The 21,612-nt window shown below is 66.7% G+C and carries 20 protein-coding genes and 1 pseudogene; 14 read left to right on the forward strand and 7 right to left on the reverse strand.

Annotated features, from left to right (window positions below):
- Positions 1–44 precede the first annotated feature (44 nt).
- Positions 45–1,862, forward strand: a complete 1,818-nt coding sequence (locus tag AzCIB_RS02175) for an autotransporter domain-containing esterase (RefSeq protein WP_050414388.1) — start codon at positions 45–47, stop codon at positions 1,860–1,862.
- Between the two features lie 24 nt (positions 1,863–1,886).
- Here the strand turns inward: AzCIB_RS02175 and AzCIB_RS02180 are convergent, their stop codons facing one another.
- Positions 1,887–2,372, reverse strand: coding sequence for a hypothetical protein (locus AzCIB_RS02180; protein ID WP_050414389.1), 486 nt, complete (start codon positions 2,370–2,372; stop codon positions 1,887–1,889).
- A 267-nt stretch (positions 2,373–2,639) separates the two neighbouring features.
- Here AzCIB_RS02180 and AzCIB_RS02185 point away from each other — a divergent pair, with 267 nt between their 5' ends.
- Entirely contained in the window at positions 2,640–3,560 is a 921-nt protein-coding gene (locus AzCIB_RS02185) for a hypothetical protein (protein ID WP_050414390.1), read from the forward strand.
- A gap of 103 nt (positions 3,561–3,663) precedes the next feature.
- On the opposite strand, the gene AzCIB_RS02190 is transcribed toward AzCIB_RS02185, so the two are convergent.
- The gene (locus tag AzCIB_RS02190; protein WP_232299334.1) at positions 3,664–5,049 is read right to left on the reverse strand and encodes a dicarboxylate/amino acid:cation symporter; all 1,386 of its coding nucleotides are present in this window, start codon (positions 5,047–5,049) and stop codon (positions 3,664–3,666) included.
- A gap of 156 nt (positions 5,050–5,205) precedes the next feature.
- Positions 5,206–6,087, reverse strand: coding sequence for a DMT family transporter (locus tag AzCIB_RS02195; RefSeq protein WP_050414392.1), 882 nt, complete (start codon positions 6,085–6,087; stop codon positions 5,206–5,208).
- 328 nt (positions 6,088–6,415) lie between these two features.
- Between AzCIB_RS02195 and frdA the strand changes: the two genes are divergently transcribed.
- From frdA to AzCIB_RS02225, 6 genes are all read left to right on the forward strand, one after another.
- Positions 6,416–8,236 (forward strand): fumarate reductase (quinol) flavoprotein subunit, encoded by a 1,821-nt coding sequence (gene frdA, locus AzCIB_RS02200; protein ID WP_050414393.1) that lies wholly within the window; start codon positions 6,416–6,418, stop codon positions 8,234–8,236.
- On the forward strand, positions 8,229–8,993 hold the full coding sequence (locus AzCIB_RS02205; RefSeq protein ID WP_050414394.1) for a succinate dehydrogenase/fumarate reductase iron-sulfur subunit: 765 nt from the start codon (positions 8,229–8,231) through the stop codon (positions 8,991–8,993). Before frdA ends, AzCIB_RS02205 begins: the two co-directional genes overlap by 8 nt.
- The gene (locus tag AzCIB_RS02210; RefSeq protein WP_050414395.1) at positions 8,990–9,397 is read left to right on the forward strand and encodes a fumarate reductase subunit C; all 408 of its coding nucleotides are present in this window, start codon (positions 8,990–8,992) and stop codon (positions 9,395–9,397) included. The genes AzCIB_RS02205 and AzCIB_RS02210 overlap by 4 nt, the downstream gene beginning before the upstream one ends.
- On the forward strand, positions 9,394–9,762 hold the full coding sequence (gene frdD, locus AzCIB_RS02215; protein ID WP_050418164.1) for a fumarate reductase subunit FrdD: 369 nt from the start codon (positions 9,394–9,396) through the stop codon (positions 9,760–9,762). Before AzCIB_RS02210 ends, frdD begins: the two co-directional genes overlap by 4 nt.
- Before the next feature lie 122 nt (positions 9,763–9,884).
- Positions 9,885–11,186, forward strand: a complete 1,302-nt coding sequence (locus AzCIB_RS02220; protein WP_050414397.1) for an ethylbenzene dehydrogenase-related protein — start codon at positions 9,885–9,887, stop codon at positions 11,184–11,186.
- Positions 11,187–11,289: 103 nt separating this feature from the next.
- The gene (locus tag AzCIB_RS02225; protein ID WP_050414398.1) at positions 11,290–13,293 is read left to right on the forward strand and encodes a cytochrome c; all 2,004 of its coding nucleotides are present in this window, start codon (positions 11,290–11,292) and stop codon (positions 13,291–13,293) included.
- 98 nt (positions 13,294–13,391) lie between these two features.
- Here the strand turns inward: AzCIB_RS02225 and AzCIB_RS02230 are convergent, their stop codons facing one another.
- Positions 13,392–14,120, reverse strand: a complete 729-nt coding sequence (locus tag AzCIB_RS02230; RefSeq protein ID WP_050414399.1) for a YebC/PmpR family DNA-binding transcriptional regulator — start codon at positions 14,118–14,120, stop codon at positions 13,392–13,394.
- A 181-nt stretch (positions 14,121–14,301) separates the two neighbouring features.
- On the opposite strand from AzCIB_RS02230, the gene AzCIB_RS02235 reads away from it, so the two are divergent.
- From AzCIB_RS02235 to AzCIB_RS02250, 4 genes are all read left to right on the forward strand, one after another.
- The gene (locus AzCIB_RS02235; protein WP_050414400.1) at positions 14,302–14,937 is read left to right on the forward strand and encodes a hypothetical protein; all 636 of its coding nucleotides are present in this window, start codon (positions 14,302–14,304) and stop codon (positions 14,935–14,937) included.
- A 64-nt stretch (positions 14,938–15,001) separates the two neighbouring features.
- The gene (locus tag AzCIB_RS02240; protein ID WP_050414401.1) at positions 15,002–16,537 is read left to right on the forward strand and encodes a helicase HerA-like domain-containing protein; all 1,536 of its coding nucleotides are present in this window, start codon (positions 15,002–15,004) and stop codon (positions 16,535–16,537) included.
- A gap of 18 nt (positions 16,538–16,555) precedes the next feature.
- Positions 16,556–17,446 (forward strand): DMT family transporter, encoded by an 891-nt coding sequence (locus AzCIB_RS02245; RefSeq protein ID WP_050414402.1) that lies wholly within the window; start codon positions 16,556–16,558, stop codon positions 17,444–17,446.
- A gap of 73 nt (positions 17,447–17,519) precedes the next feature.
- A complete protein-coding gene (locus AzCIB_RS02250) occupies positions 17,520–17,816 on the forward strand; it encodes a hypothetical protein (protein WP_050414403.1) in 297 nt (98 codons plus the stop codon).
- A gap of 15 nt (positions 17,817–17,831) precedes the next feature.
- On the opposite strand, the gene AzCIB_RS02255 is transcribed toward AzCIB_RS02250, so the two are convergent.
- Together AzCIB_RS02255 and AzCIB_RS02260 are read right to left on the reverse strand one after the other, a co-directional pair.
- Entirely contained in the window at positions 17,832–18,629 is a 798-nt protein-coding gene (locus tag AzCIB_RS02255) for a DUF2182 domain-containing protein (RefSeq protein WP_083446850.1), read from the reverse strand.
- Between the two features lie 30 nt (positions 18,630–18,659).
- On the reverse strand, positions 18,660–19,262 hold the full coding sequence (locus AzCIB_RS02260; protein WP_050414404.1) for a DUF1326 domain-containing protein: 603 nt from the start codon (positions 19,260–19,262) through the stop codon (positions 18,660–18,662).
- A gap of 352 nt (positions 19,263–19,614) precedes the next feature.
- Between AzCIB_RS02260 and AzCIB_RS25050 the strand changes: the two are divergent.
- Both AzCIB_RS25050 and AzCIB_RS25055 read left to right on the forward strand, forming a co-directional pair.
- A pseudogene (locus AzCIB_RS25050) lies at positions 19,615–20,295 on the forward strand (methyl-accepting chemotaxis protein); the annotation flags it as partial.
- 48 nt (positions 20,296–20,343) lie between these two features.
- Complete coding sequence (locus AzCIB_RS25055) at positions 20,344–20,718, forward strand: CZB domain-containing protein (RefSeq protein ID WP_502685655.1); 375 nt, start codon at positions 20,344–20,346, stop codon at positions 20,716–20,718.
- Positions 20,719–20,770: 52 nt separating this feature from the next.
- Here AzCIB_RS25055 and metF read toward each other — a convergent pair whose 3' ends face one another.
- Positions 20,771–21,604, reverse strand: coding sequence for a methylenetetrahydrofolate reductase [NAD(P)H] (gene metF, locus AzCIB_RS02270; RefSeq protein ID WP_050414406.1), 834 nt, complete (start codon positions 21,602–21,604; stop codon positions 20,771–20,773).
- Positions 21,605–21,612: the final 8 nt, after the last annotated feature.

A 21,612-nucleotide genomic window follows, 5' to 3' on the forward strand; every position in this document is an offset into this window, starting at 1 on the left:
CCGCTGCCATTCACCGCATTGCGATAACAAACAGGAGACCCCCAATGATCAGACCCTCACTGCTCGGCATCGCCGTCGCGGCGGCATTCAGCGCGAGCGCGACCGCTGCCGATTTCAGCAACACGTATTTCTTTGGCGACAGTCTGAGCGATGCCGGCAGCTTTTCGGCCTTCGTGCCGCCCGGCACCGGCCGCTTCACGACCAATCCGGGCCCGGTGTGGAGCGAGAATCTCGCCGCCGCGCTCGGCACCGACGCCACCCCGGCCGTGGCCGGCGGCACCAACTACGCGATGGGCGGCGCGCGCGTGACGTCCCTGCCGGGATATCCCGACGCCGATCCGACCCGCTTCGCCACGCCGATCCAGAGCCAGATCGCCACCTACCTCGCGTCCACCGGCGGCCGGGCCGACCCGGGTGCGCTGTACTCGGTGTGGGGCGGCGCCAACGATCTGTTCCTCGCGCTCGATACCTCCACCAACCCGCTCGGCGACATCGTCACGGCCGCATCCGATCAGGTCGCGGCGATCGGCACGCTAAAGGCCGCGGGTGCGCGTTACATCCTCGTGTCGACGCTGCCCGACGTCGGCGCAACCCCTTTCGGCGCCTCCGTCGGTCCCGCCAATGCCGCTGGCATCACAGCGCTGTCGAGCGCCTATAACCAGGTGCTGTATGGCGGTCTGGCCGCAGCCCGGATCCAGGTCATCCCGCTCGACACCTTTTCCCTGTTGCGCGAAGTAGGGGCCGATCCGGCCCGCTACGGCTTCGCGAACGCGACGGTGCCAGCATGTGGTGCAACGCCCTCCTTGCTGTGCACGGCCGCCGACTTTGTTGTGCCCGGTGCCGACCAGAGCTTCCTGTTCGCCGATGGCGTGCATCCGACGACCGCCGGCCATCGTGTGATCGCCGACTACGCACTGGGCGTGCTGCGCGCGCCGGGTGCGGTATCGCTGCTGGCCGAGTCGCCGCTCTACACCCGCGAAGCCCTGTTCTCCACCGTGCAGGACCAACTCGCGCTCGGGGCCTGGGCGCGCGGGCAAAGCGGCCGCAACCTGTGGGCCAGCCTCGGCGGCGGACGCCTCAAATACTCGTCGAGCGAAGCGACGCCCGGCGCCAGCGGCAATCCCTACGACCTCGCGGTGGGCGTCGACGCTTGGCTCACGCCTGCGCTCAGCGTCGGCGCGGCGGTCGGCCTGGCGACGCTGGATGCGGACTTCTCCGCCGACGCCGGCGACTACGAACAGCGCGAGCAGACCGTCGCACTGTATGCCGGCTATCGTAGCGGGCCCTTGCATGCGACGGCGGTCGGCGCCTTCGGCAGCATCGACTACGACACCCGGCGCGACGTCACCCTCGGCGCGGCGCAGCGCACGATGAAGGGCTCCACCTCCGGCTCCAACCTCTCGCTGGGCGTGCTCGCCGGCTACGACTTCAGTGCGGGCGCGCTGCGCCACGGCCCTACGCTTGGCGTGCATCTGCAGCAGGTCGAGGTCGACGGTTTCACCGAGAAGGGGCAGTCGTCGACGACGATGTCCTTCCGCAGCCAGGATCGCGATTCGCTGCTCGGCAGCATCGGCTACCAGGCGAGCTGGGACCTCGGGCGCTACCTGCCGTACGCGCGCGTCGCCCTCAACCATGACTTCGAGGACGACGACCGTACGGTGCGCGCGAACCTCGCCAGCCTGCCGGCCAACGGCTTCGCGCTCGCTGCCTTCGCCCCCGAACGCACGTGGGGCACGGCCGTGGTGGGCGTCGGCGCGAAGTTCTCGCCGACGCTGAGCGGCAACCTCGCGCTGTCGACCCGCGTCGCGCAGGACGACGTGCGCACCTATGCGCTGCAGGCCGGGCTCAGTCTCGGCTTCTGACGCTTCTCCGGCGGCGGGCGACGCTCACATGCCCGTCGCCGCGAACCATGACCCGGTCGGACTCGTCACGAAGATGATCGGCGCGATGCACGGTTCCGGCAGACCGACATTGGTTTCGATGTAGGAGTCGCCTGTCGGCGTGGCGGGGAAGGGGGCGGTCATCACGTTGATCGTCGACGGATTGCCCGCCGCATCCTTGCTCATGCAGCTGACGATTGCGCGGAAGGTGGCGGCCGGATTGAGGCCCGTTTCGGTGAGCACGAGGCCGGTGACGCGGATCTCCAGCTTGCCGTCGAACCTGAGTTCCCCTTCCGCCGTGCTGATCGACCATGGCCGGCCCCCACCGCCGACTCCACGGATCGGATTGGTGGTGCCCGTATAGGGCGCTGCCACCCCCACCATTGAATCGAACTCGAGGATCTTGTCCTGCGGCCCCGCGGCCATCGCCGCAGCGCTCATGAGTCCGCTTGCGGCCAGCGCGCAGATGCCCGTCAGTGCGAGTCGTTTCATTTTCGTCTCCTGGTTGGGATTACGCCGTCAGGCGACGTTCGTCTGTCGGCACGTAGTCAACGCGACTCGTACGCGCAATATTCCACCGTCGGGAGCATTGGCCGAAAGTACCGCCGATTTGACCAAACCCATGATTGCGCTATGGCTAATGCGCTAGACTTCTGTCATGGGCGGCGCGGCCGTCCCGTCCCGTTTCCGGATTGAAGCCACGGGAGGCTGGAAGCGGGGAAGGCTATGCACCGGAATACGCAAAACAAGGGGAAATGCATGAAGAACGGATCGAAATTCGCCCTCGGGGCCGCGCTGATCGCGGGCGCGGGCTTTCTCGGAACGGCCGACGTGTTCGCGGACGTGCAGTCGGCCCGCGTGGTGGCCGCCGAGGAAGCGCGGATGAAAAGCGACTTCGCGAGCAAGCTCGAAAGCACCAGGGAGCTCAACAAGGCGCTCAAGCGTGTTGGCGAGCAGCGCAAGGTGGACAATTCGCGTGTCGTGCAGGACAACGAAGCGAAGATCAAGCAGGCCGAAGCCGCTGCGGCCGAGGGCAAGCTCCTCGATGCACGCCTGCTGCTCGAAGACGCCTACCTCGGCGCCAAGCTGTCCATCGCCGAGCTCGTGAAGCCCGCGGCTGCGGCTGCCAAGCCTGCCGCACCGGCGGCGGCGGCGGACCCGCGCGAGCTGAAGGAGTACGCGGCGCGCAAGGAATCCACCAAGGCGCTGCGCGACGCGCTGGCGCGCATCGCGGAGGAAAAGAGCGACGACAAGGCGCGGAGCGAGGTGAAGCTCGTCGACAAGCTGATGGCGGACGCCGATGCCGAGGTCGCCGACAACGCGCGCCGCGGCCGTGCGATCCTCGACCACGCCTATCTGCGCACCAAGGTCCAGATCGAGCGCCTGCGCGGCGGCGAGACGCTGGTGCGTACGCTGCAGTTCGACAGCAAGGGCGACGAATACCGTTACGAGCAGGATCGCAACGAGACCTACCGCATGCTGATCCCGATGCTGGTGCCGAACGGCAGTGCCCGCGAGGCGCAGCTCAAGGGAACGCTCGACCGCGCCACGAAGCTGCGCGCCGATGCCGACGCCCAGGCGAAGCGCAACGAACTCGACAATGCACTGAAGACGATCGACGAATCGACCGCGGAGTACCAGAAGGCGATCCGCAACGCCGGCGTGTTGCTGCCCGGCTGACGCAGACCGGGGGTGGCAGGCGCCAGCCCCGCGCGGCAAAAAAATCGGCCCGCCAGCAGATGCTGGCGGGCCGATTTGCTTCCTGCTGCCGAAGGCGGCGCGCTTACGCGCGAGCGGGCACTGCCCGCTGGGGCATCTCGGCCGCCTCTTCCACCCGGGCGACCGCCGGGCGCACGTCCATGTGCGCGTCCTGCAGGTCGAGTACGGCTTCGGGGTCGTTGGCCTCCTCGATCGTCTCGTTGTTGAGGTGGCTGTTGAGCACCTTCATGTCGACGTCCTTGCACCACTTCGCGACGACCACGGTCGCCACGCTGTTGCCGATCAGGTTGGTCAGCGCACGCGCTTCCGACATGAAGCGGTCGATGCCGAGGATCAGCGCCAGGCCCGCCACCGGCACGCCGCCCACGGCGGACAATGTCGCCGCGAGCACGATGAAGCCGCTGCCGGTGATGCCGGCCGCGCCCTTCGAGGTCAGGAGCAGCACCGCCAGCAGCGTGAGCTGCTGAGTCAGGTCGAGGGGCGTGTTCGTCGCCTGGGCGATGAAGACTGCAGCCATCGTGAGATAGATCGATGTGCCGTCGAGGTTGAATGAGTAGCCGGTGGGGATCACCAGGCCGACCGTCGACTTCTTGCAGCCGAGGTTTTCCATCTTCGCCATGATGCGCGGCAGCGCCGACTCGGACGACGAGGTGCCGAGCACGATCAGTAGCTCTTCCTTGATGTACACGATCAGCTTAACGACCGAGAAGCCGTGGATGCGGGCGATCAGGCCGAGCACGCCGAAGATGAAGACCAGGCAGGTGGCGTAGAAGGTGCCCATCAGCATGCCGAGTTGCGCCAGCGCGCCGACACCGTGCTTGCCGATCGTGAAGGCCATCGCGCCGAACGCGCCGATCGGGGCAACCTTCATGATGTAGCCGACGATGCCGAACAGCACGTGGGAGAACTTCTCGATGAAATCGAACACGAGCGTGCCGCGGCCGCCGAACTTGTGCAGCGCGAAGCCGAACATCACCGCGAACAGCAGCACCTGCAGGATCTCGCCCTTCGCGAAGGCGTCGACGATCGTGGTGGGGATGATCGCGAGCAGGAATTGCACCGTCGACTGCATCTTGCTCGGATCGGTGTAGGCAGCGATCGCCTTCGTGTCGAGCGTCGAGACGTCGATGTTCATGCCTGCCCCGGGCTGCACGACGTTGACGATCACGAGGCCGATCACCAGCGCGATCGTGCTGACGACTTCGAAATACAGCAGCGCGAGGCCGCCGGTCTTGCCGACCTTCTTCATGTCCTCCATGCCGGCGATGCCGACGACGACGGTGCAGAAGATGATCGGAGCGATGATCATCTTGATCAGTTTGATGAAGCCGTCACCCAGCGGCTTCATCGCGGCGCCCGTCTCGGGATAGAAATGCCCGAGCAGGATGCCGATGACGATGGCGACGATCACCTGGAAATACAGCGACGTATAAAACGGTTTCTTGGCCAAACCCATCTCCTCGGTTATTTACTGCGTGGCCGCGATTATTTCGACCGAGGGCGATCATGTGCAGTGTGAACTTCCGCATTGTGGATATCACCTAGGCGGCGCAGGGGCGTGCGGCCGAAGGCGAATGCGCGAGAAACGTGGCGCGGGTCGGAGGCCTCAGGCCTTGCGTGCGAGCCATACCCCCAGCACGGCGACGACCATGCCGGCGAGCGCGAGGCCGGAGAGGGTCTCGCCGAACAGCAGCCAGGCCATCAGCGCCGTCGTCGGCGGCGTCAGGTAGAACAGGCTGGCCACGTTCACCGCGCTGCCGCTGCGGATCAGCAGGTTGAGCAGGCTGATCGCGCCGAGCGAGAGCACGAGCACGAGCCACAGCAGGGCGAAGACGAATTGCCCGCTCCAGTCGACGTGCATCGTTTCGGTTCCGCTCGCGAGGAGGCTGGTGACGATGAGACTGGGGATGAACTGCACGACCGAACCGGTGCGCAGGTCGAAGCTCGGGCAGAAACGCTTCTGGTACAGCGTGCCGACGGTGATGCCGGCCAGCGCCGCAAGGGCCGGCGCAAGCTTCCAGCCCAGCTCCGCCGCCGAGACGCCCACCGCGACTTTATTGCTCACCACCAGCGTGACGCCGACGAAGCCCAGCACGAGCCCGCCCCATTGGCGTCGCGTGACCCGCTCGCCCAGCAGCCAGCCGGCCCCAAGGGCGGTCAGCAGCGGCTGCATCCCGACCACCAGGGCGGACACCCCTGCGGGCAGGCCGCGGTCGATCGACATGAACACCCCGCCGAGATAGGTCGCCTGCACCAGCAGGCCGGCCACCCCGATGTGCATGACCTGGCGCCAGTCGCGCGGCCACGGAGCGCGCATGGCGAACGCCAGTGCGCCCATCAGCGTGATGACCAGCACGTAGCGGGTGCTCAGGAAGGTCAGCGGCTGGGCGAAAGGCAGGCCGAATTTTGCCCCGATGAAGCCGGTGCTCCACAGCAGGACGAAGAGGAGGGGGGCTGCGGCGGTCAGGCGGGGATGGAGGAAGGCCATGGCGTGTCGGGAGCGTGCGTGTGCGGGCCCGGCAGGGCGAAAGTCGCCCATCTTACCTGCACGTTGATGCGTGCGCGTCGTCGCTGAATCGCCGTCCGATGAATTTTCTCGCATGTCGGGCGTTTCGAGACCATGTCCGCATTGTAGGCATGTGGGGTGGGAGTTACACTGGATTGCAACAACGTCATAGTTCGATTGGTGACGTTGGTATATAAGAAGAATATTGTGGTTTCCGCGCCCGAAAGGCGGGTCGATTTCCTTTCGGTCGCAGGAGCCGGTCTTCCGGAGCCCGCGGCATTGCCGGGCCCGCCGAAAGGGGGAAAGCGTCATGGATGCCTGGAAGGCAGACGTCGCCATCGTCGGTGCAGGCGGAGCCGGCCTGCGGGCCGCGATCGCAGTCGCCGAGTCCGACCCGTCGCTGAAGATCGCGCTGGTCTCCAAGGTCTACCCGATGCGCAGCCACACGGTGGCGGCCGAGGGCGGATCGGCCGGCGTCGTGCAGGCTCACGACAGCCTAGAGCACCACTTCCACGACACCGTCGCCGGGGGCGACTGGCTGTGCGAGCAGGACGTGGTCGAGGACTTCGTCGCGCGCTGCACCGAGGAGATGGTGCAGCTCGAGCACTGGGGCTGTCCGTGGAGCCGCAAGGCCGACGGCCATATCAACGTGCGCGCCTTCGGCGGCATGAAGATCGAACGCACGTGGTTCGCCGCCGACAAGACCGGCTTCCACATGTTGCACACCCTGTTCCAGACCTCGATCAAGTACCCGTCGATCCGGCGCTTCGACGAGCATTTCTGCCTCGACCTGGTCGTCGAGGACGGCCGCGTGCAGGGCGTCGTGGTCGTCGACATCGCCTCGCGCCGCTTCACGCTGATCCAGGCCAATGCGGTGATCCTCGCCACCGGCGGTGCCGGGCGCGTGTTCCGCGAGAACACCAACGGCGGCATCGTCACCGGCGACGGCATGGCGCTCGCCTACCGCCACGGCGTGCCGCTGCGCGACATGGAGTTCGTCCAGTACCACCCCACCTGCATGCCCGGCACCGGCCTGTTGTTCACCGAGGCCTGTCGCGGCGAGGGCGGCTTCCTGCTGAACCGGGACGGCTACCGCTACCTGCAGGACTACGGCCTCGGGCCGGCCGAGCCGACGCCGCGCAACAAGGCGATGGAACTGGGGCCCCGCGACCGCCTGAGTCAGGCCTTCTGGTACGAGCAGAAGAATGGCCGCACGATAGACGGCCCGCACGGGCCGGTCGTGCACCTCGACCTGCGCCATCTCGGCGAAGCCAAACTGCGCGAGCGCCTGCCGCAGATCTACGAGCTCGCCGAGGAGTTCCTCGGCGTCGATCCGGCGCAGACGCCGATCCCGGTGCGGCCCGCGGTGCATTACACGATGGGCGGCATCCTCGTCGATGGGCGGTGTGCCGCGCCGCTGCCCGGCCTGTACGCGGCCGGCGAATGTTCGAGCGTGGGCATCCACGGCGCCAACCGCCTCGGCTCCAATTCGCTTGCGGAACTGTGCGTGTTCGGCAAGACGGCCGGCGTCGCGGCCGCCGCCTTCGCGCAGTCGATGGCGCACGGTCCCGCAGACGTGCTGCTGAAACAGGCCGCGGCGTCGCAGCAGCGCGCGCTCGACCTCGTGACCAACACATCCGGCACAGAGCGCATCGCCACTCTGCGCAAGGAGATGGCGCAGAGCATGGAGGACGGGTGCGGCATCTACCGCGAGGCGCGCAGCATGCAGGCGACCTGTGACAAGCTCGCCGAACTGCGCGAGCGCTATCGCAAGGTCAGGGTCGAGGACACGTCGAGCGTGTGGAACACCGAATGGCTGCTCGCGATCGAGCTCGGCTATCAGCTCGAAGTCGCACAGGCGATGGCGTGGTCCGCCCTCGAGCGCCGCGAGTCGCGCGGCGCGCATCAGCGTCTCGATGGCTATGGCGAGCGCGACGACGTCAATTTCCTCAGGCATTCGCTGGCGTTTCACACCGGCGCCGACGCGCCGCGCATCGGCTACGGCGACGTGAAGATCACCCGCTCTGCGCCGGGTACGCGCGCCTACGGCGCCGCCGGCGAGAAGGCCGAGAAGGCGGAACAGGAGCGGGCCGCACAGCCCGGTCCGGCAGGGGAGGCGCACCGTGGCTGATACGAGCGATACCGGCAAGCGCATCCGCATCGAAGTCCTGCGCTATCGCCCCGAGCAGGACGAGCAGCCCTTCCTGCAAGGCTACGACGTGCCCTTCACCGACGACATGTCGGTGCTGCAGGGCCTGCAGTACATCAAGGACTGGCTCGACGGCACGCTGAGCTTCCGCTGGTCGTGCCGCATGGCGATCTGCGGCAGCTGCGGGATGATGATAGATGGCGAGCCTCGCCTCGCGTGCAAGACCTTCCTGCGCGATTTTCCTGCCGGCAGCGTGCGCGTCGAGGCGCTCGCGCACTTCCCGATCGAGCGCGACCTCGTGATCCGGATGGACGATTTCCTCGCCAAGCTCGAAAGCATCAAGCCCTACATCATCCCGAAGGAAGCGCGAAGCCTCGCGCAAGGCGAGTACCTGCAGACGCCCGCCCAGCTCGATGTGTACGAGCAGTTCAGTTCCTGCATCAACTGCCTGCTGTGCTACGCCGCGTGTCCCCAGTACGGTTTGAATCCGGACTTCGTGGGGCCGGGCATCATGGCCCTGCTGCACCGCTACAACGCTGATTCGCGCGACGGCGGCGCAGCAGCGCGCATGGAAGTGGCCGGATCGGAAGCGGGGGTCTTCAACTGCACCGCGGTCGGCTACTGCTCCGAGGTGTGTCCGAAGCACGTCGATCCCGCCAACGCGGTCAACCAGAACAAGACGCGCGCGGCAGGGGACTATTTCCTGAGATTCATCACCCCGAAGGGAGGCGCGAAATGAGCACGTCCGATCCGCGCCGTCCCTACGTGCGCCCAATGGCCGGCTGGTGGCGCCGCAATCCCTTCTTCGTCGAATACATGGTGCATGAGGCGACCGCACTCTTCGTCGCAGCCTATGCCCTCGTGCTGCTGGTCGGGCTGCTGCGGCTCGCGCAGGGCGAAGCGGCATGGAACGGGTGGCTGGAGGCGCTGCGCAGCCCCGTGGCGCTCGTATTCCACGTCGCGCTGCTGGCCGCCTTCGCGTACCACTGCTGGACCTGGTTCCGCATCATGCCCAAGACCATGCCGCCCCTCGTCATCCGCGGCAAGCGCGTCGCCCCGGGCGTGATCACGGCCTGCGGCGTGGCAGCGACGGTGGTCTGCAGTCTCGTCGTGTTGATCGCGGCGTGGGGGGCGACGCGATGAAACCAATCACCAGACGCTCCAACGCGCCCGTCTTCTGGGGGCTTTTTGGTGCCGGCGGCATGCTTGCCGCGCTCTTCGGCCCGGTGCTCGTGTTCATCACCGGGATCGCGGTGCCGCTGGGCGTCATCCTTCCCACGGACGCGATGAGCTGGGCGCACATGCAGGCCTTCGCGCAGCATTGGGCAGGCAAGGGTCTGCTGTTCGTCGTGGTCGCGCTGTTCATGTGGCACGCCATGCACCGCATCCTCCACAGCCTGCACGACCTGGGTGTGCATGCGGGCACGGCGATGAAATTTGCATGCTACGGCCTTGCTCTGCTTGTAACCATGATTACGGCGTGGATATTGGTGGCAGTAGGATTCTGAATGGAACCTCCAATAAGAGAGGCTTGGTGCCGGTTTTCGCACTGCGCGGGCCGCATCCCGCTATTACATTGGATCCAATTCATCGGGTCTTCTTGTCATCTTGACAATCAGGGGAACACAAAATGAAAAAAACGGCATTGTTCGTGAGCCTGGCGCTTCTGGGCATCGGTGCGGCGCAGGCCGCCGACCCGGCAAAGATCAACTGGGGCAAGGTTCCTGCGGTGACCGTGCCGCTGTTCTTTCCCGGCCAGTCGTCCTACGAATGGCTGCGCAGTGACGCGCACGAAGGGGCCGTCAAGGAGGTCGTGCGCGGCGATTCCTGTACCTCGTGTCACGACGAGGAAGACGCCGAGAAGGACATCGGCGAGGAGATCGTCAAGGGCGGCCGCCTCGAGCCCCGCCCGGTCAAGGGCAAGTCCGGCTACAAGGCCCTGAAGGTGCAGGCCGCGTACGACGCGAAGAACGCCTACCTGCGATTCCAGTGGAAGACCGACAATGCCTATCCCGGCGCGGAGCACCAGTACCTGCGTTTCGACGGCAAGGAATGGAAGGTGTTCGGCTACCCGAAGCTCGACAAGCCGGTGCAGGACGGCCAGGAAATGGGCATCTATGAAGACCGCATGTCGGTCATGATCGACGACGGCAAGGTGCCGGGTTTCGCGAACCAGGGCTGCTGGCTCACCTGCCACGACGGCCAGCGCGACATGGCGAAGCAGTTCACCAAGGACGAGGTCGCCAATAACGCGTTGCTGCAGGCGATCAAGAAGCGCGACGTGCGCAAGTACCTGCCCGACACGCGCACCGACCCGTCCGACTGGAAGACCGGCAAGAGTGTCGAGGACATCGCCAAGATCAAGGCAGCCGGCGGCTTCGTCGACCTGATCCAGTGGCGTGCGCATCGCAGCAATCCGGTCGGCATGACCGACGACGGCTACGTGCTGGAATTCCGCCTCAGCGATTCGGGTAAGGAAATGTTCGGCGGCAACGCGGATGCGAAGACGCATCAGCCGAAGTTCATGTGGGACGCCAGCAAGGTCGGCTACAAGTCGATCACCGTCGACCAGCTGCACAAGGGCGACCACTTCCTCATCCGTGAGCAGAACGCCGTGCCCTTCGATCCGAACGCCGGCTGGAAGGAAGGCGACATGATCCCGGACTACGTCGTCAGCCGCGCCGACGCCAAGGGGTCGGCCGCCGACAATAACGCCATCTCGAGCTGGAAGGACGGCGTGTGGACGGTGGTCATGGTCCGTCCGCTCGGTCTCGCCAATGACGACGACAAAGCCCTGAAGGCCGGAGGTGTATACAATGTCGGCTTCGCCGTGCATGATGACAACATCACCACGCGCGGCCACCAGGTGTCCTTCGTCAAGACGATCGGTTTCGGGGCGAAGGCCGACATCAAGGCCGTGAAGCTGCCGTAAGGCGGCCCCGGGCGCGGGGCCGGCAAGTCCGGAGTCCGCGTCGCCCGCTATACAACGCCGCGCTCGTCGCGGCGTTTTCATGGACCCTTGCGGAAGCTCGACCATGCGACTGAAACGTTTCGATCTACGCGCGGCCGCGGCCGCCATTCTGGTTTGTCTGTTCGGCGGTGTTGCCGGAACATCGCTGGCTGCACCGCCCGGGCTCGACAACGAAAAATGCCTGAGCTGTCATGCTGCCGGCAAGACCGCGATCGAGGTGCCCGGCGCCGACGGCGAATCCCGCGAACTCCATGCTGTGCCGGCCGAGGCGTTCGCGGGCGGCGCGCACGCGAAGATGGACTGTGTAGCGTGTCACACCGAGATCAGCGACAACGCCGAGACGGACAATGCCCACCGCAGGGATCCGGCGCAGAAGGTGAAGGATTGCGCGTCCTGCCACGAAGAGTTGTGGGAGCGTGCCAAGCAGGACGGGACGGCGAAGGACAGGCCGCGCTTGGGCGTGGTCTCCGACAACATCGTCGCGTACAAGGAGTCCTTCCACGCACGCAAGAACGCCGACGACCCCACGCGGCCGAACGCGAGCTGTGACGAATGTCACAGCAGCCATAGTTTCAATGTCCCGCCCAAGGACTCGCCGCAGTATGCCGAGTGGCGCCTGGGGGTGCCCGAGACCTGCGGCAAGAGCTGCCACGAGGAATCGCTCGAAACTTTCACCGAATCGATCCACGGCGAGGCGATCTTCGAGAAGAAGGACGCCAAAGCCGCCGTGTGCAGCGACTGCCACAGCGCCCACGCCGTCGGTAACACCTCGCTCGCCCCGTTCAAGCTTGCGGTGACCGCCGAATGCGGAAACTGCCACGAGGAAAACTTCAAGTCCTACAAGGCGACCTACCACGGCCAGGTCAACACGCTGGGCTACGCCTACACGGCCAAGTGCTTCGACTGTCACGGCAGCCACGACGTGCTGGCGGTGAAGAACCCGGACTCCAAAGTGCATCCGGACAAGCGGATGAAGACCTGCAAGGAATGCCACAACGGCAAGAAGGACCTGCCCGAGGCGCCGCCGGGCTTCGCCAGCTACCAGCCGCATGGCCACGCGGGCGACTTCGAGCGCTACCCGCAGATGTGGCTCGCGAACCAGCTGATGGTGCAGCTGCTGGTCGGCACCTTCGGCTTCTTCTGGCTGCACACGCTGCTATGGTTCTGGCGCGAACTGCGCGACCGCCAGCAGGGCAAGGTGCGCCCGCACGTGCGCGCCGACGCACCGGGCCTGGCCGGCGACAGGCATGCGGGCAGGCACTTCCGCCGTTTCAGCGCGACCTGGCGCGCCGCGCACCTCACCTTCGCGCTAAGCCTGATGATCCTGACGCTGACGGGCATCCCGCTCTTCTATCCGGACGCTCCTTGGGCCGTGCCGCTCATGCAGGCGTTGGGCGGACCGCAGATCGCCGGGCTGATCCACCGCGTCAATGCGGTGATCTTCGCGGCCGTGTTCTTCTGGCATCTCGCCTACGTCGCGGTGAAGCTCGCGCGCAATTGGAAGGAATTCCGCATCTTCGGGCCCACCTCGCTGGTGCCGGGGCTGCAGGACGGCAAGGACTTCCTCGCGATGCTGAAGTGGTTCTTCGGCAAGGGTGAGCGCCCCGTGTTCGACCGCTGGACCTACTGGGAGAAGTTCGACTACTGGGCGCCGTTCTGGGGGGTGACCATCATCGGCGTGAGCGGACTGATGATGTGGGCGTCGACCATCACCGCCACCTACCTGCCGGGCTGGGTGTTTAACGTCGCGGCGATCTTCCACAGCGAGGAAGCCTTCCTGGCGGTGGTGTTCCTGTTCACCGTGCATTTCTTCAACAACCACTTCCGTCCGGACAAGTTCCCGCTGGAAGTCGTGATGTTCACGGGCTCGATGCCGGTCGAGGAGTACCGCCGCGAGCACGCGCTGGAGTACGAGCGCCTGCTGAAGAGTGGGGAACTGGAGAAGTACATCGTGGATGAGCCCTCGCGTCCGATGGCGCTGGGGTCGAAGATCCTTGGCTTCACGCTGATCGCCGCCGGCCTGACGCTGCTGACGCTGGTTGCTATCGGTTTCTTCGGCTCGCACTGACGCCAGCCGGGGGCCGTAAAGAACAGGGCCGGATGTCCGGCCCTGTTCGTTCTGATGCGTCGCGGTGGCGCGTGTTGCGTTGCCGCCAGCCGTGGGGCTTATTCCTCGTCGATCACCGCCGAGGTATAGACGTTCTGCACGTCGTCGAGCGCGTCGAGCGCGTCGAGCAGCTTCTGCATGCGCGCCGCCTCGTCGCCTTCGAGTTCGGTTTCGTTCAGCGGCTTCATCGTGACTTCGCCGAATTCGGCCTTGAAGCCGGCTTTCTCGAGCGCGTCCTTCACGGTGGAGAACTCGTACGGCGCCGTGACGACTTCGATCGAGCCGTCGTCGTTGGGGATGACGTCCTCGGCGCCGGCCTCGAGCGCGGCTTCCATCAGCGCGTCCTCGTTCGTGCCCGGGGCGAACATCAACTGGCCGCAGTGCTTGAACTGGAACGCGACGCAGCCGTCGGTGCCCATGTTGCCGCCGTACTTGGAGAAGGCGTGGCGCACGTCGGCGACGGTGCGGGTCTTGTTGTCGGTGAGGCAGTCGACCATCACCGCGGCGCCGGCGATGCCGTAGCCTTCGTAGCGCGCTTCCTCGTAGCTCACGCCGTCGAGTTCGCCGGTGCCGCGCTTGATCGCGCGGTCGATGTTCTCGCCTGGCATATTCTGCGTCTTCGCGTTATCGACGGCGAGGCGCAGGCGCGGGTTGAAGTTCGGGTCGCCCCCGCCCATGCGCGCAGCGACGGTGATTTCCTTGATCAGCTTGGTGAAGACCTTGCCCCGCTTCGCGTCCTGACGGCCCTTGCGGTGCTGGATGTTGGCCCATTTGGAATGACCAGCCATAAAAAACCTCGAATCCTGCCGGGTGGCGTTGAAAGAACAGAACCGCGCGCATTATACAGGGGTGCCGCACCCATCTTCACGGCGGCGATCTGTCCCGAAGCCCGCCGGCTCTGGTAGATTCCTGTCATTATTTTTTGACTGCGCATGCCGCAATGCCGGCTTGACGCGAATGGGAGAGACGATGCGGCGCTGGGTCTTGCTGGGCGCGGTACTCGCGCAGTTGTGCGCGGGCGGAGGGGCACATGCCCAGGAGCGGACGAGCTACCACGGCTGCACCGACGCCGACGGCCGTACCGTGGCCGCAGTGAGCGATTCCGCGCTCGATCGCGTGGTCGCGAGCCGTGCGGGGGGCGCGCCCGAGATCCGTTACAACGAGGCGGTCCTGCCGCACCTGACGCCGGAATCGCGCCTGTTCCTGTTCGCACACGAATGCGCCCGCCACAACCTCGGCCTGCCGGTCGAGGGCGCACGCACGGCGGCCGATGCGCGGCGCGCGGACTGCCACGGGCTGGAGTCGCTGCAGCGTTCGGGGCTGCTCGATGCGGCGCGCATCGACGCGCTCGAGCGCGACCTGCAGTTTTCCGCCGACGAGTGGGAGCGCATCCCGGGTCCGCCGCGGACCTTCGCGCTGCGCGCCTGCACCGCAGAAAGCGCGGCTCCGCGCCTGCTCACGCGGCCGACGCCGGCGCAGCCCGAATGGAACGCTTGCGTGCGCGGCTGCGGCGAGCGGCTGCGTTCATGCACACCGAAGACTGCCGCGTGCGACGACGCCTACGAGCGCTGCGTGGCCTTGTGCGATTTCCGCTCGCCGCCGTGACGGCCGCCTGCCGCGCCGCTGCTACACTGCATCCGACATAAACGAACGAGAGAGGCATCCCGACATGGCCGAGCCGCTGCTGATTGCAAAGACCGCCCACAAGGACATCACCCTGCTGCCCCGCCTCGCCAACCGCCACGGGCTGATCACCGGCGCGACCGGCACCGGCAAGACCGTGACGCTGCAGAAGATGGCCGAGGCCTTCGCGTCGATCGGCGTGCCGGTGTTCATGGCCGACGTGAAGGGCGACCTGTCGGGCGCCGGCGCGGCCGGTGTCGCGTCCGACAAGCTCATGCAGCGCCTCGCCGCACTGGGCATCACCGAATACACGCCGCGCGCCAACCCGGTAGTGTTCTGGGACGTCTTCGGCGAACTGGGCCATCCCGTGCGCGCGACGATCTCCGACATGGGGCCGCTCCTCCTCGCCCGCCTGCTGAACCTCAACGAGACGCAGGCCGGCGTGCTGCAGCTGGTGTTCAAGATTGCCGACGACAACGGCCTGCTGCTCCTCGACCTGAAAGACCTGCGGGCGATGATCCAGTACGTGGGCGACAACGCCAAGTCGTTCACGACCGAGTACGGCAACGTCTCGGCCGCGTCGATCGGCGCGATCCAGCGCGGCCTGCTCGCGCTCCAGCAGGAAGGCGGCGACAGCTTCTTCGGCGAGCCGATGCTGGACCTCGCCGATCTGATCCAGACCGACAACGAGGGCCGCGGCGTGATCAACATCCTCGCCGCGGAAAAGCTCTACCACTCGCCCAAGCTGTATTCGACCTTCCTGCTGTGGATGCTGGCGGAGCTGTTCGAACAACTCCCCGAAGTCGGCGACCTGGACAAGCCCAAGCTGGTGTTCTTCTTCGACGAGGCGCACCTGCTGTTCAACGAGGCGCCCAAGGCGCTGGTCGAGAAGGTTGAGCAGGTCGTGCGCTTGATCCGCTCGAAGGGTGTCGGCGTGTATTTCGTGACGCAGAACCCGCTCGACGTGCCCGAGACAGTGCTCGGCCAGCTCGGCAACCGCGTGCAGCACGCGCTGCGCGCCTTCACGCCGCGCGACCAGAAGGCGGTGAAGACTGCGGCCGAGACGATGCGCGCGAACCCGGCCTTCGACGCGGCGACCGCGATCACCGAACTGGGCGTGGGCGAGGCGCTGGTGTCCTTCCTCGACGACAAGGGCCGCCCCGAGGTCGTCGAGCGCGCCTTCGTGATCGCGCCCGCGTCGCGCCTCGGCCCGATGACGGCGGACGAGCGCAAGGCCGCGATCGAGGGCTCGGTGTTGTACGGCCACTACGAGAAGTTGCTCGATCGCGAGTCGGCCTACGAGATGCTGCGCGCGCAGGCGGGAGGCGCCTCGGCCGGTGCTTCCGGCGGTGCTTCTGCCGGTGCGCCCGCGGGGCAGGGGGCTGGCGCGGCGCAGGACGGCGGCGGCGCCCTGGGCGGCATGGGCAACATCCTGTTCGGTACAACCGGGCCGCGCGGCGGCAAGCGCGAGGGGCTGGTCGAGATCGCCGCGAAGACCGTCGTGCGCACGATCGGCAGTTCGGTCGGGCGCGAGATCGTGCGCGGGCTGCTCGGTTCGCTGCTGGGCGGCCGCCGCCGATGAGGCGCCGAAACTGACCGGATGAGCCTCGCCTCGAATCGCACCGGGCTGCTGTTTGCGACGCTCGGTGCGATCGGATTCTCGTTCAAGGCGATCTTCGTCAAGCTCGCGTACCGTTACGGCGTGGACGCTGAGACTCTGCTCGCGCTGCGCATGGGGCTGTCGCTGCCGTTCTTCGTCGTGATGGGGCTGGTCGCCGACGCGCGCGCGGTGCACCGCATGGACGGGCGCGACTGGCTGTGGATGTTCGCGCTGGGCTTTTCCGGCTACTACCTGTCGAGCTACCTCGACTTCCTCGGCCTGCGGTATATCACCGCCTCGCTCGAGCGCCTGATTCTGTTCCTGTATCCGACGCTCGTGATCGTCCTGTCGGCGCTCTTCCTCGCAAAGCCGATCGGCCGGCGCACGCTGGCGGCGCTGGCGCTGTGTTACTGCGGCATCGGCCTTGCGGTGGGGCACGATCTGCACGTCGCCGGCGAGGCAGGCGATGTCGTGCTGGGCGGCGCATTGGTGTTCGCCAGCGCGCTGTCCTACGCGTTGTATCTCATGGGTAACGGCCAGGTCGTCGGCCGGCTCGGCGCAATGCGCGTGACGGCCTTCGCGACGAGCATCGCCTGCGTGCTCTGCATCGGCCAGTTCTTCGTGCTGCGTCCGGTTTCCGCGCTCGATCTGCCGTGGCAGGTGTATGCGCTGGGCGCCGCGATGGCGCTGCTGTCCACGGTCGCGCCGGTGTGGCTCGTGTCGGAGGCGATCCGCCGTCTGGGCGCCGGGCCAGTGTCGCTGATGGGCACGCTGGGCCCGGTCGTGACGATCTTCCTCGGCTGGTTGCTGCTCGACGAGGCCCTCGGCATCTTCCAGCTGGGCGGGGCCGTGCTTGTGATCGCCGGCGTGCTGGTGATGGCGCGGCGCTGACGGCAGGTTCGAGGCAACTCGCAGCCAACAGGGGCGGTCCAACCGGATGCCAACATTCGCGCGAGGTTCCGCCATGACGCCAGAATCCGTCGAGTCACTGATCGCCGAGATCGAAGCCGAGGATCACATCGATTTCGGCGACCTCGCCATCGGCGAGCGCGAGGCGCGCAGCCTGATGGCGCGCCATTTCTGCGATATCGACCACAAGCTGGCCGAACACGGCATGGGCGCCGAGGAGCGACTGGAGGTCATGGCCGCGATCGCGGCGCACACGATGGTCGAGAATCTGGTGCTGCATCTGGGACGCCTGCGCGGCGCGGCGGCGAAGGCGGACTTCCGCACATGGATGCGCCGTCACGGCATGGGGTGAGCGGCCGTCCGACGGTCAGGCCAGGAGCTGCGGGAGGGCGATCGCACCACCCCATAGCAGCAGCGCGACACCCAGCGGCGCGCTGAGGCGGCGACCCCAGCTGAGGTTCTTCTCGATCGCCATCACGGCGCCGAGCGCGAGCATCCAGCCGATGCTGCCGGTGCCGAGCGCGAACATCAGCAGCATCAGCGCCCAGCAGCAGCCGACGCAGAACAGGCCGTGATGTGCGCCGATCGCCAGCGACTGGAGTGCGGGGCTGCCGCCGCGCCAATGCTGGATGACGAAACCGACCGGCGCACGACAACGCTCGAGGCAGCGGTGCTTGAGGTCCGAAAACTGAAAGGCGCCGGCGAGCAGCAGCGGCGCGGCGCCGAATACCCACGGGTTGGCCTGCAGCCAGGCGAGGTGTTCGAAGGCCTCGTGCAGGCCGAAATCGAAGAGATGCATCGCGGCGCCGGCGACGAGCCAAACGCCCAGGTAGCTGGCGATCACGAGGGCGAGCAGGCGGCGGCGGTCGTCGCGCAGCGCGGTCATGCGGCGGAAGGCGTCGAGCAGCGGTAGCGTCGTCGGTAGCATCATCGCGATCGTCATCAGCAGCCAGCCGCCGACGTACAGGGCCGACTGCGCCAGCACCGCATCGACCGTCGCGGCGTGCGCGAGGCCGCCGAGTTCGGCATGGTTGAGGTAGCGGCCGTAGGGCGAACGCTCCCACAGCCACAAGGCAACCCACGCTGCGAGCGCCAGCGCTCCCAGCGCGACGGCGAACGTGTCGCGCCGGGAGATCGCGCGCAACGGAGCTTGCGCCGCGGCCATGGACTCTGTCAGGTGGGTGGTTACGGGGGGCTAGGCCTGGAAGCAGAACGCGCCCTGCACCGAGTTGTAGCCGCTCAGGTTGACGTTGATGCCGAGCGGCTCCGATTGCGCGCGGTAGAGCGGCGCGCGGCCGATGTAGGCGGGCGAGCCGGGGATCGTCGAAAAGATCGTGTCGCTCATCACGGTCGGGCGCTGATCGGGCCCGCGCGCGCATTCGAGATCGGCTGCGACGGTGTTGCCGATGCGCAGCCGTCCGGAGCCTTCCTTGACGTCGAACTCGATCCCGACGCGTTCCACCCCGACCACCTCCCCGACCAGTTGTGCCAGGTCAGCGACCGGTCCGCCGAGCTTGCCGGTGAACACCGACAGCAGCGCTTCTTCCTGAGCCGGGCTGGCGCGCTCGTCGACGAAGGCGAGGGCGCGCCAGTTGCCCTTCAGCACGTTGCCGGGAATGTGCGCCAGCATGCCAAAGGTGAGCCCCGACACGTCGGTGCCGTCAACCTCGCCGTTGTCGATGTGCCACGCGAGCGTGCCGTCGCAGGTGCCGCCATCGGGATCGTCGCCGATCCAGCACGGACAGATCGCCTTGCAGGTGCAGACTTCCAGCAGTCGTCCTTCGATCCGGTAGGCCATGGTTGTTCTCCTCGTTGCTGATTGGCCAGGGGGCGGTCGGGGGCAAGCGGACGCGTCAATCGGAAAGCCGAGCCGCGAAGGGTGCAGATGCCGCCCTGTCGGGGTAAGTGAGATTGCGTCTCACTCTACATATATAGTCGTAGCTGACGCCCCGTCAATGACATCCGGCCGCCTCGCCGGGGCGCTTTTGTGCTTTGCCCGGAGCGCTCCGGCGGGCGGATACCGGAATGTGTATAAGAAAATCGATTTAGACTAAATGGCATACGTTTCTTGCCGATATTTCGACTGGAAGGGATCTCCTGCGCCGGCCCGGCGCCGGGTTCCTGATGAATGATGCGTTGGGAGAGGAAAAATGGGATGGTTTGGCAGCGGTGCCGAGCTCGCGGCCTTGAGGCAGGAGCTCGCAGCGAGCAAGGAGGCGCTGGAACGGGAGCGCGCGCGTTCGGCCGGGCTCGAGGAGCAGCTTGCGCGTCAGCGCAGCGAGTTGGAGGCGGCGGCGCTGCGCACGGAGACGCTCGACGCGCTGTTCGGAAACCTGAAAACCTACGGCGAGTCGCTGGTTTCGGTGCAGGGCACGTTCAGCCTGCTGGCCGACGGGCTCAAGCAGCAGCGTGATGTCGCCCAGCGCTCGACGCAGTCGGCGAGCGACAGCGCAGCGGCCATCGAGCGCATCTCGACGAGCCTCGACGGCCTGGCGGAGGAAACGCGCGGCACGGTCCATTCCGTGCATCAGCTCAATCAGCGTGCGGGACAGATCGACGGGATCGTGCGCCTGATCCGCGAGATCGCGGACCAGACCAACCTGCTCGCGCTCAATGCGGCCATCGAGGCCGCCCGCGCAGGCGAGCAGGGGCGCGGCTTCGCGGTGGTGGCCGACGAGGTGCGCAAGCTTGCAGAGCGTACCGCGGCGGCGACGAACGAAATTTCGGAGCTGGTCGGCGCCATCCAGGGCGAGACGGGGCAAACGCAGGCGATGATCCAGACGCTCGCCGGCAAAGCCTCGGAAGCGGCCGAAGACGGGCGCAGCGCGCGTGGGAGCATGACCGAACTGTTCGGGCTGTCGCGCGAGATGGGAGACATGATGGAAGGGGCCGCGGTGCGCAGCTTCGTCGAACTGGCCAAGCTCGACCACCTGATCTTCAAGATGGAGGTCTACAAGGCCGCGTCGGGCAATTCTGCCAAGCGCCCGGAAGAGTTCTCCAGCCATCACAAGTGCAGGCTCGGGCAGTGGTATTACGAGGGACCGGGCAAGCACTTTGCATCATTGCCGGGCTATCGCCGGCTGGAGACGCCGCACGCGCGCGTGCATGAGAGCGGTCGGCGCGGCCTCGAACGGCTGCTGTCGGGCGACAGTCAGTCCGGGCTGCAGGACATCGCGGCGATGGAGGCCGCGAGCATGGAAGTGCTGGACTGCCTGCAGGACATCGCGAACGCTGTAGGCACACGCTCGAGCTGAGGCTCTCCGCGCGAACACGGGCACCCCCGCCCAAGCAGGGGTGCCCGTCGTTTCAGACGAGTTTGAGGCGCTCGCAGATGGCCGTCGTGAGGCTGGCCTGGTTCATGCTGTAGAAGTGCAGGCCGGGGGCGCCGTTCGCGAGCAGGCGCTCGCACAGCGCAGTCACCGCGTCGAGGCCGAAGGCGCGGATCGATTCCGTGTCGTCGCCGTAGGACTCGAATTTCCGCCGCATCCAGCGTGGGATCTCGGCGCCGCACGCGTCGGAAAAACGCGCGAGCTTGTGGAAGCTCACGATCGGCATGATCCCGGGCACGATGGGCGTGTCCAGACCCATTGCGCGCACCGCATCGACGTAGTGCAGGTAGGCCTCCGCGTTGTAGAAATACTGCGTGATCGCGGAGTCCGCGCCGGCCTCGACCTTGCGCTTGAAGGCCAGCAGATCGTCCTGCGGGCTCCGTGCCTGCGGGTGCCATTCCGGATAGGCCGCGACCTCGATGCGGAAGCGGTCGCCGGTCTCGGCACGGATGAATTCCACCAGCTCGTTCGCGTAGCGGAACTCGCCGGGGTCGCCCACGCCGGAAGGCAGGTCGCCGCGCAGCGCGACGATGCGGCGGATGCCCGCGGCCGTGTAGTCGGCGAGGATCTCGCGGATGCCGGCGCGCGTCGAACCGATGCACGACAGGTGCGGTGCGGCCTCGAAGCCCTGCGCGGCGATCTCCTTGACCGTCGAGAAGGTGCGCTCGCGCGTCGAACCGCCTGCGCCGTAGGTCACCGAGAAGAAGGCGGGCTTCAGGCGCGCGAGCTTGTCGCGCGTCGCGCGCAGCTTGTCGTCGCCCTCGGGTGTCTGGGGCGGGAAGAACTCGATCGAAACTTCAGGTTTGGCCATGGCTCGCT

The organism is Azoarcus sp. CIB (assembly GCF_001190925.1).
Classification (GTDB): domain Bacteria; phylum Pseudomonadota; class Gammaproteobacteria; order Burkholderiales; family Rhodocyclaceae; genus Aromatoleum.

Excerpts from the sequence above, each read along its gene's own strand:
- AzCIB_RS02240 (WP_050414401.1), top strand. The coding sequence starts at position 15,002 with ATGGCCGAGCCGCTGCTGATTGCAAAGACCGCCCACAAGGACATCACC.
- AzCIB_RS02175 (WP_050414388.1), top strand. The coding sequence starts at position 45 with ATGATCAGACCCTCACTGCTCGGCATCGCCGTCGCGGCGGCATTCAGC.
- AzCIB_RS02180 (WP_050414389.1), bottom strand. The coding sequence starts at position 2,372 with ATGAAACGACTCGCACTGACGGGCATCTGCGCGCTGGCCGCAAGCGGA.
- frdA (WP_050414393.1), top strand. The coding sequence starts at position 6,416 with ATGGATGCCTGGAAGGCAGACGTCGCCATCGTCGGTGCAGGCGGAGCC.
- AzCIB_RS25055 (WP_502685655.1), top strand. The coding sequence starts at position 20,344 with ATGGAAGGGGCCGCGGTGCGCAGCTTCGTCGAACTGGCCAAGCTCGAC.
- AzCIB_RS02195 (WP_050414392.1), bottom strand. The coding sequence starts at position 6,087 with ATGGCCTTCCTCCATCCCCGCCTGACCGCCGCAGCCCCCCTCCTCTTC.
- AzCIB_RS02230 (WP_050414399.1), bottom strand. The coding sequence starts at position 14,120 with ATGGCTGGTCATTCCAAATGGGCCAACATCCAGCACCGCAAGGGCCGT.
- metF (WP_050414406.1), bottom strand. The coding sequence starts at position 21,604 with ATGGCCAAACCTGAAGTTTCGATCGAGTTCTTCCCGCCCCAGACACCC.
- AzCIB_RS02255 (WP_083446850.1), bottom strand. The coding sequence starts at position 18,629 with ATGGCCGCGGCGCAAGCTCCGTTGCGCGCGATCTCCCGGCGCGACACG.
- AzCIB_RS02260 (WP_050414404.1), bottom strand. The coding sequence starts at position 19,262 with ATGGCCTACCGGATCGAAGGACGACTGCTGGAAGTCTGCACCTGCAAG.
- AzCIB_RS02245 (WP_050414402.1), top strand. The coding sequence starts at position 16,556 with ATGAGCCTCGCCTCGAATCGCACCGGGCTGCTGTTTGCGACGCTCGGT.
- AzCIB_RS02210 (WP_050414395.1), top strand. The coding sequence starts at position 8,990 with ATGAGCACGTCCGATCCGCGCCGTCCCTACGTGCGCCCAATGGCCGGC.
- AzCIB_RS02235 (WP_050414400.1), top strand. The coding sequence starts at position 14,302 with ATGCGGCGCTGGGTCTTGCTGGGCGCGGTACTCGCGCAGTTGTGCGCG.
- AzCIB_RS02225 (WP_050414398.1), top strand. The coding sequence starts at position 11,290 with ATGCGACTGAAACGTTTCGATCTACGCGCGGCCGCGGCCGCCATTCTG.
- AzCIB_RS02185 (WP_050414390.1), top strand. The coding sequence starts at position 2,640 with ATGAAGAACGGATCGAAATTCGCCCTCGGGGCCGCGCTGATCGCGGGC.
- AzCIB_RS02220 (WP_050414397.1), top strand. The coding sequence starts at position 9,885 with ATGAAAAAAACGGCATTGTTCGTGAGCCTGGCGCTTCTGGGCATCGGT.
- AzCIB_RS02250 (WP_050414403.1), top strand. The coding sequence starts at position 17,520 with ATGACGCCAGAATCCGTCGAGTCACTGATCGCCGAGATCGAAGCCGAG.
- frdD (WP_050418164.1), top strand. The coding sequence starts at position 9,394 with ATGAAACCAATCACCAGACGCTCCAACGCGCCCGTCTTCTGGGGGCTT.